The sequence below is a fragment of the Pseudomonas sp. JQ36 genome (assembly GCF_053851495.1).
In genome coordinates this window covers 3,505,674-3,517,050 of record NZ_CM132642.1, presented here as the reverse complement: position 1 = coordinate 3,517,050, position 11,377 = coordinate 3,505,674, and the positions used below count along the sequence as shown (strand labels likewise).

General features: G+C 58.7%; 12 protein-coding genes. 3 read left to right on the top strand and 9 right to left on the bottom strand.

Annotated features, from left to right (window positions below):
• Positions 1 to 9 precede the first annotated feature (9 nt).
• Both ACS4NR_RS15750 and ACS4NR_RS15745 read left to right on the top strand, forming a co-directional pair.
• Positions 10 to 918: a flagellar protein MotY gene (locus tag ACS4NR_RS15750; protein WP_456017841.1), complete on the top strand. Its 909-nt coding sequence runs from the start codon at positions 10 to 12 to the stop codon at positions 916 to 918.
• 129 nt (positions 919 to 1,047) lie between these two features.
• Positions 1,048 to 2,265, top strand: a complete 1,218-nt coding sequence (locus ACS4NR_RS15745; RefSeq protein ID WP_027612065.1) for an argininosuccinate synthase — start codon at positions 1,048 to 1,050, stop codon at positions 2,263 to 2,265.
• A gap of 150 nt (positions 2,266 to 2,415) precedes the next feature.
• Here the strand turns inward: ACS4NR_RS15745 and ACS4NR_RS15740 are convergent, their stop codons facing one another.
• Positions 2,416 to 3,123, bottom strand: a complete 708-nt coding sequence (locus ACS4NR_RS15740; protein ID WP_166496393.1) for a hypothetical protein — start codon at positions 3,121 to 3,123, stop codon at positions 2,416 to 2,418.
• A 503-nt stretch (positions 3,124 to 3,626) separates the two neighbouring features.
• Between ACS4NR_RS15740 and ACS4NR_RS15735 the strand changes: the two genes are divergently transcribed.
• Positions 3,627 to 4,253 carry a response regulator transcription factor gene (locus ACS4NR_RS15735; protein ID WP_003227711.1) on the top strand — a complete coding sequence of 209 codons (627 nt, stop codon included), beginning with the start codon at positions 3,627 to 3,629 and terminating at the stop codon, positions 4,251 to 4,253.
• Between the two features lie 87 nt (positions 4,254 to 4,340).
• Here the strand turns inward: ACS4NR_RS15735 and ACS4NR_RS15730 are convergent, their stop codons facing one another.
• The 8 genes from ACS4NR_RS15730 to metG all read right to left on the bottom strand — a co-directional run bounded on the left by ACS4NR_RS15730 (position 4,341) and on the right by metG (position 11,377).
• A complete protein-coding gene (locus ACS4NR_RS15730; protein ID WP_166496394.1) occupies positions 4,341 to 4,520 on the bottom strand; it encodes a PA3496 family putative envelope integrity protein in 180 nt (59 codons plus the stop codon).
• 107 nt (positions 4,521 to 4,627) lie between these two features.
• Positions 4,628 to 5,266, bottom strand: coding sequence for an endonuclease III (nth, locus tag ACS4NR_RS15725; protein WP_456017840.1), 639 nt, complete (start codon positions 5,264 to 5,266; stop codon positions 4,628 to 4,630).
• Positions 5,263 to 5,844: an Rnf-Nqr domain containing protein gene (locus ACS4NR_RS15720; protein ID WP_456017839.1), complete on the bottom strand. Its 582-nt coding sequence runs from the start codon at positions 5,842 to 5,844 to the stop codon at positions 5,263 to 5,265. Before ACS4NR_RS15720 ends, nth begins: the two co-directional genes overlap by 4 nt.
• Positions 5,841 to 6,446, bottom strand: a complete 606-nt coding sequence (locus tag ACS4NR_RS15715) for an RnfABCDGE type electron transport complex subunit G (protein WP_456017838.1) — start codon at positions 6,444 to 6,446, stop codon at positions 5,841 to 5,843. The genes ACS4NR_RS15720 and ACS4NR_RS15715 overlap by 4 nt, the downstream gene beginning before the upstream one ends.
• Complete coding sequence (locus ACS4NR_RS15710; protein WP_456017837.1) at positions 6,443 to 7,426, bottom strand: RnfABCDGE type electron transport complex subunit D; 984 nt, start codon at positions 7,424 to 7,426, stop codon at positions 6,443 to 6,445. The genes ACS4NR_RS15715 and ACS4NR_RS15710 overlap by 4 nt, the downstream gene beginning before the upstream one ends.
• On the bottom strand, positions 7,413 to 8,627 hold the full coding sequence (gene rsxB / locus ACS4NR_RS15705; RefSeq protein ID WP_456017836.1) for an electron transport complex subunit RsxB: 1,215 nt from the start codon (positions 8,625 to 8,627) through the stop codon (positions 7,413 to 7,415). The genes ACS4NR_RS15710 and rsxB overlap by 14 nt, the downstream gene beginning before the upstream one ends.
• Entirely contained in the window at positions 8,624 to 9,193 is a 570-nt protein-coding gene (locus ACS4NR_RS15700; protein ID WP_456017835.1) for an Rnf-Nqr domain containing protein, read from the bottom strand. Before ACS4NR_RS15700 ends, rsxB begins: the two co-directional genes overlap by 4 nt.
• 132 nt (positions 9,194 to 9,325) lie before the next feature.
• Positions 9,326 to 11,377, bottom strand: coding sequence for a methionine--tRNA ligase (gene metG, locus ACS4NR_RS15695; protein WP_456017834.1), 2,052 nt, complete (start codon positions 11,375 to 11,377; stop codon positions 9,326 to 9,328).

Below are 11,377 nucleotides of genomic sequence, written 5' to 3'. Positions count from 1 at the left end.
GAGCCTCCCGTGCGCCAGCGATATTTAGCCTTGCTCAGTGTGTTTGCCAGCCTCCCCGCGATGGCGCTGACTTACCAGACGCGTCTGGAGAACATTGAGTGGACGGTCGAGGGCGACAAGTTCGAGTGCCGCCTGACCCAGCCGATCACCGATTTCGGTTCGGGCCAGTTTGTGCGCAAGGCCGGCGAGCAGGCGATATTCCGCCTCAATGCCTACAACGCCATGCTCGGCGGCGGTTCGGCGACGTTGCTTGCGGCGGCGGCGCCATGGCAGCCGGGGCGCAACGACATCAACCTGGGCAGCGTCAGGATTGGTACCGGCAACGTGCTGTTCAACAGCTCACAAGCCCAGGCCGGCGGATTGATCAGCGGTCTGCTCGATGGTCGCAGTCCGGTGGTGCGCCGTGCGTCTGGCGATGGCCGGGGTTCGGAAGTGCGTCTGCTGCCGGTTAAGTTCAGCAAAGCGTTCAATGATTACCAGACGTGTGTGGCGAAATTGCTGCCGCAGAATTTCGATCAGGTCAAACAATCGCAGATCGGCTTCCCCGGTGAAGGCACCGATCTGGATGCCGCCGCCAAGGCCAGGTTGCAGGTAATGCTCGAGTACATGAAGGCCGATCCGACGGTCAATTACATCGAACTCGATGGCTATTCCGACAATAGCGGCAACCGTCTGACCAACCGTGAACTGTCGCGCCGTCGCGCGCTGGCAGTGGTCGATTTTTTCAAGGCCAACGGTATCGCCGAATCGCAAATCACCGTGCGTTTCCATGGCGAGCAATACCCGCTGGTGCCAAACAACAATGCGGCCAACCGGGCGAAGAATCGCCGGGTCAGCGTGAAGCTTGCGCGAGTGGCGCCGACTACCGCGCCAGCGCCGCAAGCCAGCACACCAGCCAATGCTGCGGCGACTTCCTGACTCATCGGTCATCGTCGCGCTCTCGACAGATTCTGTCGCTTTGTCGTCTTAAGCTGTCGCGCCTCTGTAAATTATTGCATTTGAGCGGTAGACTCCTCGGCTTTCCGTAGAACCCCGTGGAGTGATGGCATGGCGGACGTAAACAAGGTCGTTCTGGCGTATTCCGGCGGCCTGGACACTTCGGTGATCCTCAAGTGGCTGCAGGATACTTATAACTGTGAAGTGGTGACCTTCACCGCTGACCTGGGTCAGGGCGAAGAGGTCGAGCCGGCTCGCGCCAAGGCTCAGGCCATGGGCGTCAAAGAAATCTACATCGATGACCTGCGCGAAGAATTCGTGCGCGATTTCGTGTTCCCGATGTTCCGCGCCAACACCGTTTACGAAGGCGAGTACCTGCTGGGTACTTCCATCGCACGTCCGCTGATCGCCAAACGCCTGATCGAAATCGCCAACGAAACCGGCGCCGACGCCATTTCCCATGGCGCCACCGGCAAGGGCAACGACCAGGTGCGTTTCGAACTGGGTGCCTACGCACTCAAGCCTGGCGTGAAAGTGATTGCGCCATGGCGTGAGTGGGACCTGCTGTCCCGCGAGAAGCTGATGGACTACGCCGAGAAGCACGCGATCCCGATCGAGCGTCATGGCAAGAAGAAGTCCCCGTACTCGATGGACGCCAACCTGCTGCACATCTCCTATGAAGGCGGCGTGCTGGAAGACACCTGGACCGAGCACGAAGAAGACATGTGGCGCTGGACCGTCTCCCCGGAGAAGGCTCCCGACACCCCGCAATATCTGGAACTGACCTACCGTAACGGCGATATCGTCGCGCTGGACGGCGTCGAAATGACTCCGGCCACTGTACTGGCAACGCTGAACAAGATTGGTGGCGCTCACGGTATCGGTCGTCTGGACATCGTTGAAAACCGTTACGTGGGCATGAAGTCCCGTGGCTGCTACGAAACCCCGGGCGGTACCATCATGCTGCGCGCGCACCGCGCCATCGAATCGATCACCCTGGACCGCGAAGTCGCTCACCTCAAAGACGAGCTGATGCCGAAATACGCCAGCCTGATCTACACCGGTTACTGGTGGAGCCCGGAGCGTCTGATGCTGCAACAGATGATCGACGCTTCGCAGGTCAACGTGAACGGTGTGGTTCGCCTGAAACTGTACAAAGGCAACGTGATCGTTACCGGCCGCAAGTCCGACGATTCGCTGTTCGACGCCAATATCGCGACCTTCGAAGAAGACGGCGGCGCCTACAACCAGGCCGACGCGGCGGGCTTCATCAAGCTCAACGCGCTGCGCATGCGCATTGCTGCCAACAAAGGCCGCAAGCTGTTCTAAGCCTTACAGGGCTGTAAAAATGGCGGCTTGTCTCAATGACAATGCCGCCATTTTCTTTTCTGTGTTTGTCTGATGTTAATCCACAGCTTTGATCGTTACCGTTAACTCCGGCATTTTCTTGAATGTCCACTTCTGGCATCTACTCTGCGTTCATGCTCCTTTCAAAACCGTGGTGCTTTGCGTGCTCACGTTGTAAGCAACGAGAAGTTTGGCGCCTCCGCTTTTTTTCGACTGTTTGATAAGGCCGGGGATAATTTGCTTGAGCAAAACTTCGCACGCGGTGTCGGTCAGAAATACCACTGCCCTGGGCGGTTGCTTGCCAAGATGCGGAAAGTGTTCGACCAGCGCATTGAACGCCTGAGCGCTGCTCAACCGCCGTACATCTATGGCACACAATGTGCCGATGGATTTAGGCAGCTGAATGTTGTGCTCAATCCACGGTCGCTCCGCGCAGGATTCGCCAGCGCCGCCAGGGGGGAGTTGCCTGAGGTCGATGCTATGGACAGACAAAGTCCATTCCAATCCGTTTGCAGCTGATGTTTCGCCTGCTCCCACAAACGCTTTTGCTGGAGGCGAGCAGGAGTGCAGCTCGCGCTGTTTCAACTCCTCGAAATTTTTCAGGAAGCTGTCGTCCTTATCGAAATCCGAAGGCGCATAAAGCGAACGGTAGTTGAAGTTCAGCGTTAAAAAGAATAGCAGCAACAAGTAGAACGGAAAGCTGATCAGGAACCAGATATAGACCTCCCTTTCGGTGTTATCAAGGAAGGGCAGGGAAATGGCAGCTGATGATTCGGAAATAAATGCAAATATCGCAATTACAGTCATGGGGTTGGTTATTTTTCTTTTGATTTTTATCATGGGGAGTGCTCATTAAATATGTTTCCAGTGCTTGTGTTGAATTGTTTTGTATGGATACCTACAACTTGGTAGTTGCGCTATTTTTATATTAAAAAAAATCGCTTGGGTAGAAGTATCTTGTTTCAGACGTTGATTTATCAAAGTGTTTTTGATGGGTTTCATGTTGTTTTTTACAATTTATAATCCGCCGGGGGCTGACGGTGCGTAGCGATGTGCAGTCAATGAATTATCGCGTTTTTTCAGTCGCTCACAGAGTCGTTTGCTTCAAAGGAGGAGTACGCTTGGCTTTCAGGACGCCATGTTTTTCGCGTCGATGTGAAGGCGGGAAGATACGTCAGCCCATTTAAAAATCGCCTGTATGGATTTTTTTGTAGGAATAATCTTTATTTGCTGTAGGGAATGTCCTTTGCTGGGATTGCAATGAAACTCTCTTGTGCCATGTCAGAAGTGACTGGGCTATTGTGCGTGCTCTAAAAATTCGAACAGCGAAACTGGACTTGCCCATGAATAAAGTGCTGATCGTGGATGATCATCCCGTCATTCGTCTTGCTGTGCGTATGCTGATGGAGCGTCATGGCTACGAAGTCATTGCAGAAACGGATAATGGTGTGGATGCTTTGCAACTTGCACGTGAACAGATGCCGGATATCGTTATTCTGGATATCGGAATACCGAAACTCGATGGTCTTGAAGTTATTGCGCGTCTGAACTCGACACCCATGCCGTTGAAAGTTCTGGTATTGACCTCCCAGGCACCGGGGCATTTTTCAATGCGCTGCATGCAGTCGGGTGCTGCGGGGTATGTATGTAAACAACAGGATCTGACTGAGTTGCTGAGTGCGATCAAAGCTGTGCTGTCCGGCTACAGCTATTTTCCAAACCAGGCCCTGCACACCGTGCGTACCAGTCTTGGTAATGCGAGTGAGGCCGATATGGTGGATCGCCTCTCCGGGCGCGAAATGATGGTGTTGCAGCAATTGGCGCGTGGCAAGACCAACAAGGAAATTGCCGATGGCATGTTTCTCAGCAACAAGACGGTCAGCACTTACAAGACCCGTCTGTTATTGAAGCTCAATGCCCGCTCGCTGGTGGACCTGATTGAATTGGCACAACGCAACGGACTGGTCTGATGATCATGAATGCCGACGGGGCATGGGCCGCTCAGTGTCGGATTGTGCAGAAAGTAAAAAGCCTCCGGTTCGGGAGGCTTTCAAGTGTCAGAGATCAAAATCGTAATCGGCCAATTGCTTTTGCAGTCGGCGCTCCTCAAGCATGTTATCGATGGTGCGACGTTTGCTCAGATTGGTCTTGGCGACCTCGACCACCGGTTCGGCGTCGTCGGTTTCCACCTCGGTAAAATCTTCATCTACGTCCGGTTGTTCTTTACTGTCAGTCATAAGGTGAACTCCAGGCTAAGACTGCCTTTGGCGCTCCTTATATCGATATTCCTGCCGCGGGTAAAAAAGATTTTTTCAATCGAAGAATCAATTATTCCAATAGCCAATCAATCGTCCGAGGTTTTGTGTTTGTACTCGCACAGATCTTCGATCCGGCAGCTGCCACAGCGCGGCTTGCGCGCCAGGCACACATAGCGACCGTGCAAAATCAGCCAGTGGTGGGAGTCCAGCAGGTAGTCTTTTGGCACAAACTTCATCAGCTTCTTTTCCACTTCAACCACATTTTTGCCCGGGGCAATGCCGGTGCGGTTGCTCACGCGAAAAATGTGCGTGTCGACCGCCATGGTCAACTGGCGAAAAGCGGTGTTGAGGACCACGTTGGCCGTCTTGCGACCGACGCCTGGCAGCGCTTCCAGTTCTTCACGGGTCTGCGGGACTTGGCCATTGTGCAGCTCGACCAGCATGCGGCAGGTCTCGATCACGTTTTTCGCTTTGCTGTTATAGAGGCCGATGGTCTTGATGTATTTGGAGAGCCCTTCGACGCCCAGCGCGTGGATCGCTGCCGGGGTATTGGCCACCGGGAACAGTTTGGCCGTGGCCTTGTTGACGCCAACGTCGGTTGATTGCGCCGAGAGAATGACCGCGATCAACAATTCGAACGGCGAGGAATAGGCCAGCTCGGTCTTCGGCTCGGGATTGTCTTCATGAAGTCTGCGGAAGATTTCCAGACGTTTTGCGGCATTCATGGGTGATGTGTTTCCTTGGAGAGAGCGTTCGAGCGAGTCCATGCCTGGCGGGCGGCGAGCAGTAGCCCGAGCAGGATGAAGGCTCCGGGAACCAGGGTGAGCAAATGCAGCCCGTCGCTGAACAGAACCAGGCCTTGCCAGTGTTCAGACAGGCCACGGCCGAGGTGGCCCTGACCGAACAGTTCACGCAGTGCCGCCAGCGCGAGTAGCAGCCCGCTTGCCAGGCCAAAAAACCTCAGGCGCTGGGCAAGCGCCTGACGAAAGAATCCATTGTATTCCAGCACCACGCATTGCAAGGCAATCAGCCCGCCATAGACTCCGAGTGCCTGGTGCCACTGCAGCGCCCAGCGTTGCGCGAGGATATTGGCGCAACTGGTCAGGGTGGCGGCCAGCAGCACACTGGCCAGCATCAGGCTAATGCCCGACAACTTCGAGCGCAGCGGGCCGATGCATGTGCCATAAACCACCACCACAGCGCTCGACATCAACAGCATGCCCAGCGCGCCCGACAGGGTTGCGCTGGTGCCAAGCAGCAGCATCAACATCAACGTGTTTGTCAGATTCGTTGGCCGGCTCATGATCCGCTCCCCAGCAAGGTTGCCCGATGTTCGTCAAAGTAGCGCAGGGCGTCATGAATGGCATTGACGGTTGCCCGGGACGTGATGGTCGCGCCCGCCAGTTGATCGAACTGTCCCTGATCTTTTTTCAGTGCCCAGCCCGCATCGTCAGGTGCGTTGCGCGACTTGCCGGTAAATGTCGCCAGCCAGTGATTCGGCCAGTCGCCGATAAGTCCGCCGAGCGCCGGCGTTTCATTGTGCCGCAGGGTTTTCACCCCCAGCAGCCTGCCGTTGGCATCGATGGCGATGAGCAATTCGATAACGCCGGCATAGCCCTCGGTCCGCGTGCGCAACAACACCGCCACCGGCTGCCCCAGTCTGGTAACGCGGTAACCTGCCAGCAGGGTGCTGTGGCTCAACGTCGTATCAATCAACGCCAGCGGCTGTTCCAGCGGCTGATTGTCGTAGGCATCGGGCGCGAGCACATCCAGCAATTTGCGACTGTCGAGCAGGCGTTGCTCGCTGGCAATCTGCGGTGCACTGGCGCGCTGCACCAGATAGGTCAGGCCGAGACCGGTGCCGGCCATCAGCACCAGCGTGATGACAGAGGCCGCGCGGTTCATGAGTTCACCTGCGTCTGGCGGGCGGCCGCAAAGCGTTCCATGGCCGGCACGCAGAGGTTCATCAGCAACACCGCAAACGCAACGCCGTCCGGATAGCCACCCCAGGTGCGGATCAGATAGGTCAGCAAGCCGACACCCACACCGAACAGCAGCCGGGCCAGCGGACTTTTGGCGCCGGACACCGGTTCGGTAATGATGAAAAAGGCACCGAGCATGGTCGCGCCGCTCAGCAGATGAAACAGCGGCGAACCATGGGAATCCGAACCTGAGCCGTTCCAGCACAGCAGGCTGACGACAAACAGACTGCCCAGCATGGCGACCGGCGCGTGCCAGGCAATCACCCGGCGCTGCAATAAAAACAGTCCACCGGCGAGAAACGCCAGATTGATCCATTCCACACCGCGTCCACCGAAACGGCCGAACGCCGGGTTGGCCGCGAACAGCTCATCCATGGTCAGGCTTTTGTTGATGCGCAGGCTGTCCAGCGCGGTGGCCTGAGCCCAGGCGTCCGGGGCCTGCCCCAGATTCAAGACCTGTGCAAAAGCGGCCTGCAGACTCATGCCATGCGCTGGCCAGTGGGTCATCGGCTGCGGGAAAAGCAGCATCGCCAGGGCGAAACCGAGCATCGCCGGGTTGAACGGATTCTTGCCGATGCCACCGTACAAATGCTTGCCGAACAACAGACCCGAAGCCACCGCGGTCACGGTCAGCCACCACGGACAGTAAGGTGGCAGGGCGGCGGCCAGCAGTGTCGCGCTGACCAGTGCGCTGCCATCGCTGAGCGTCGGTTGCAGTGGCTGTCGGCGCAGGCGGACGATGAAGGCTTCGATCAACAGCGCGGTGCTCGCCGCCAGGATCAGGTTGATCAACACCCCCCAGCCGTAAAACCAGAACAACGCCAACAGCCCCGGCAGCGTGGCCAGCAGCACCAGCTTCATCGCCTGTTGCAGGCGATCGTCCGGTGTCTCACGAAGCGACATGATCTTGCACCTGACGCTCGGCGGCCTGCAGGCGATCGCGGGCCTTGTCGAGGATGTCGTTCGGCGTGTCGGCGCGGCGTTCGAGTTTGTTCAGGTCGGCGCGGGCGTAGGCCAGTTCGGTTTTCAACTGGCGGAGCTGATTGTCGATCGGGCGCTTTTCCACCCGCACCAGCTCGGGCGCAGGCTGCTCGCTCGCCGTCTCGGCGGCGTGAAGGGCTTGCTCGGCGTCACGCAGTGCCTGTTCCAGTGTGGCAATTTGCTCGGCTGGCGCTTCGGCGGTCTGGGCCTTTTTCAATTCGGCGCGCCGCATGGCCAACTGGATTTTCGCCCGTTTCAGGTCGGCGTCTTTCGTCGGAACCGGGGCCGCAGCGGCTGGAGTGGCGGCGGCGCTGCTTTCGAGTTTCGCCAACGCCTGTTCGGCGGCTTCAAACTGCTGTTGCAACACAATCAGTTGCGATTGCTGTTCGAAGGTCGGCGGATGGCCGAAGGCTTTCAGCGATTTGTGCAATTGCGCGCGGCTCATGGCGACATCGATCTTGGCTTTCTTCAATGCCGCGTCGGCGGTCGCGGCTTTCTGCGCGCGCACCCGTTCCAGAGCGGCCTGCACCGGATCAAGAGTGGCCACCGCCGGTTGCGCTGCGCGTTGCGCCCGGGCTTCGCGCTCAGCCTGTTTCTGCTGTTCTTCGCGTTGCAGGCGGGCGTTGCGGCGTTCAAAACGCTGGCGCGCATGATCGCGTTTAGCTGCGCGCGCGCGCTGTTCTTCAAGGCTTAACGCCAGGCCACCGACCACCGGCAAGGTGCCGAGCGGCAGCGGGTGCATTTCGATGCAGTCCACCGGGCACGGCGCCACGCACAGGTCGCAACCGGTGCATTCGTCGATCAGTACGGTGTGCATCAGTTTCGCCGCGCCGACGATGGCGTCGATCGGGCAGGCCTGGATGCACTTGGTGCAGCCGATGCACTCGGCTTCACGGATGTAGGCCACTTGCGGCGGTGCCGAACCACGGCTGACGTCCAGTTCCAGCACCGGCACTTTCAACAGTTCTGCCAGGGCGGCGACGGTTTCGTCACCGCCGGGCGGGCACTTGTTGATCGGTTCGCCATCGACGATGCCTTGCGCATAGGGCTTGCACCCGGGGTGGCCGCATTTGCCGCATTGGGTCTGCGGCAGGAGGGCATCGATGAGTTGAATCAGACTCATGTTTTGATCAGTCCACTGAATCCGAGAAAAATCACTGCGATCAATCCGGCGCCGATCAGGTCGATCGGCAAGCCGCGAAAGGGCAGGGGAATGTCGTTGTCCGCCGTGCGTTCCCGCAAGTCGCTGAACAGGCTCAGCACCAGCCAGAAGCCCAGCCCGGCACCCAGGCTCAACGCCGTTGCCTGCAGCAGGCCGCGATCATTTTGTGCGTTGATCAAGGCCAGCCCGAGCACGCCGGCATTGCCCAGCAACAACGGCCATAGCCCATCGAAGGGCCAGTCAGGCAGTCCGCGAGCCAGCAGCTTCAGCAGCGGCGTGATCAGCAGCACGCTGAGCGGCAGGAACACGAACAGGTGCAGGGCCTGCAGTTGCAGCGGCACCAGCAGCCAGTGCCAGAGCACATAACCGATGAAGCCGACGCTCAGCATCAGGCACGCCGTCGCCAGCCCCAGCGCATGCACCTGGCGCCGACTGCCGGCCAGCAACGGATCGACGCCCAGCGGCCAGTGCAACACGAAGTTGTTGAGCAGGGCGGCACTGATCAGCGTAAGCGCAAGTTCGGTCATGGTTCTGCCGGCAGCAACGGGCGGGTGTCACTTGAGGTTAGGCATTATCCGGCACCCGCGATGGGTGGGCCAGATATGAAAAATCCCACAGGCCTGCAGAACATGCCTGTGGGATCGTTTCAGCGCTGGGTCTTACTTGATGCGTTGACCCGGCTTGGCGCCGCTGTCCGGGCTCAGCAGGTAGATTTCTTCACCGCCAGGGCCGGCGGCCATCACCATTCCTTCGGAAATACCGAACTTCATTTTCCGCGGCTTGAGGTTGGCGATCATCATGGTCAGGCGACCGTCGAGTTTCGACGGGTCCGGGTAAGCGCTCTTGATTCCGGAGAACACGTTGCGCTGCTCGTCACCGATGTCCAGGGTCAGGCGCAGCAGCTTGTCGGCGCCCTCAACGTGTTCAGCCTTGACGATCAAAGCCACGCGCAGGTCGACGGCGGCAAAGGTGTCGAAGTCGATTTCCGGCGACAGCGGATCCTTGGCCAGTTCGCCATTGCCCGCAGGCGCGGCGGCACCGGTGTCGGTCTGGCTGGCGGTCAGGTCTTCTTTCGAGGCGTCGGTCATGGCTTGTACTTTTACCGGGTCGATGCGGGTCATCAACGGTTTGAACTCGTTCAACTGATGGTTGGCCAGCAGCGTGGTGTGGTCGTTCCAGGTCAGCGGGGCGACGTTGAGGAAGGCCTCGGCGTCGGCGGCCAGCAGCGGCAGCACCGGTTTGAGGAAGATCACCAACTGGCGGAACAGGTTGATGCCGGTGGCGCAGATCGCCTGGACTTCATCCTGCTTGCCTTCCTGCTTGTTCAACGACCATGGGGCCTTGTCGGCGATCCAGGCGTTGGCGCGGTCGGCCAGGGCCATGGTTTCACGCATGGCGCGGGCGAAGTCGCGCGCTTCATAAGCGTCGGCAATGCTCGGCGCAGCGGCGAGGAACGCTTCGGTCAGCTCTGGCGCGGCATTGTTGTCGACCAGCAGGCCGCCGTTGCCCTTGTGGATGAAACCGGCGCAGCGGCTGGCGATGTTGACGACTTTGCCGACCAGGTCGGAGTTGACCTTCTGCACGAAGTCTTCGAGATTCAGGTCGAGGTCATCGACGCCACGGCCCAGTTTGGCCGCGTAGTAATAACGCAGGTATTCCGGCGACAGGTGATCCAGGTAGGTACGCGCCTTGATGAAAGTGCCACGGGACTTGGACATCTTCTGGCCGTTGACGGTCAGGTAGCCGTGCACGTTGATCCCGGTCGGCTTGCGGAAACCGGCGCCTTCGAGCATGGCAGGCCAGAACAGGGCGTGGAAGTTGACGATGTCCTTGCCGATGAAATGGTACAGCTCGGCGGTCGAATCCTTGCCCCAGAACGCGTCGAAGTCCAGTCCCGGCGTGCGGTCGCAAAGATTCTTGAAGCTGGCCATGTAGCCGATCGGCGCGTCCAGCCACACGTAGAAATACTTGCCCGGCTCGTCCGGGATCTCGAAACCGAAGTACGGCGCATCGCGGGAGATGTCCCACTGCTGCAGGCCGGCGTCCAGCCACTCGGCGATCTTGTTGGCGACGGCGTCCTGCAGGGCGCCGCTGCGGGTCCAGGTCTGCAGCATCTGCTGGAAGTCTGGCAGTTTGAAGAAGAAGTGCTGGGAATCCTTGAGCACCGGAGTGGCGCCGGAGATCGCCGACTTCGGATCCTTCAGATCGGTCGGGGCGTAGGTCGCACCGCATTTTTCGCAGTTGTCGCCGTACTGGTCTTCGGTGCCGCATTTCGGGCAGGTGCCCTTGATGAAGCGGTCGGCCAGGAACATTTTCTTTTCCGGGTCGAAATACTGGGTGATCGAGCGCTGGGCAATGTGCCCGGCGTCACGCAGTTTCAGGTAGATCTGGCTCGACAGCTCACGGTTTTCTTCGGCGTGAGTGGAGTGGAAATTGTCGAAATCGACCAGGAACTCGGCAAAGTCGGCGCTGTGTTCAGCCTGCACGTTGGCGATCAGTTGTTCCGGGGTGATGCCTTCCTTTTCCGCACGCAGCATGATCGCCGAACCGTGGGCGTCGTCGGCGCAGACATAGATGCATTGATTGCCGCGATGCTTCTGGAAGCGCACCCACATATCGGTCTGGATGTATTCCAGCATATGGCCAAGGTGAATCGAACCGTTGGCGTAGGGCAGGGCGCTGGTGACGAGGATCTTGCGTGGTTCGGACAT

Coding starts and splice junctions, on each gene's coding strand:
- ACS4NR_RS15745 (WP_027612065.1), top strand. CDS start 1,048: ATGGCGGACGTAAACAAGGTCGTTCTGGCGTATTCCGGCGGCCTGGAC.
- ACS4NR_RS15740 (WP_166496393.1), bottom strand. CDS start 3,123: ATGATAAAAATCAAAAGAAAAATAACCAACCCCATGACTGTAATTGCG.
- ACS4NR_RS15735 (WP_003227711.1), top strand. CDS start 3,627: ATGAATAAAGTGCTGATCGTGGATGATCATCCCGTCATTCGTCTTGCT.
- ACS4NR_RS15730 (WP_166496394.1), bottom strand. CDS start 4,520: ATGACTGACAGTAAAGAACAACCGGACGTAGATGAAGATTTTACCGAG.
- nth (WP_456017840.1), bottom strand. CDS start 5,266: ATGAATGCCGCAAAACGTCTGGAAATCTTCCGCAGACTTCATGAAGAC.
- ACS4NR_RS15720 (WP_456017839.1), bottom strand. CDS start 5,844: ATGAGCCGGCCAACGAATCTGACAAACACGTTGATGTTGATGCTGCTG.
- ACS4NR_RS15715 (WP_456017838.1), bottom strand. CDS start 6,446: ATGAACCGCGCGGCCTCTGTCATCACGCTGGTGCTGATGGCCGGCACC.
- ACS4NR_RS15710 (WP_456017837.1), bottom strand. CDS start 7,426: ATGTCGCTTCGTGAGACACCGGACGATCGCCTGCAACAGGCGATGAAG.
- rsxB (WP_456017836.1), bottom strand. CDS start 8,627: ATGAGTCTGATTCAACTCATCGATGCCCTCCTGCCGCAGACCCAATGC.
- ACS4NR_RS15700 (WP_456017835.1), bottom strand. CDS start 9,193: ATGACCGAACTTGCGCTTACGCTGATCAGTGCCGCCCTGCTCAACAAC.
- metG (WP_456017834.1), bottom strand. CDS start 11,377: ATGTCCGAACCACGCAAGATCCTCGTCACCAGCGCCCTGCCCTACGCC.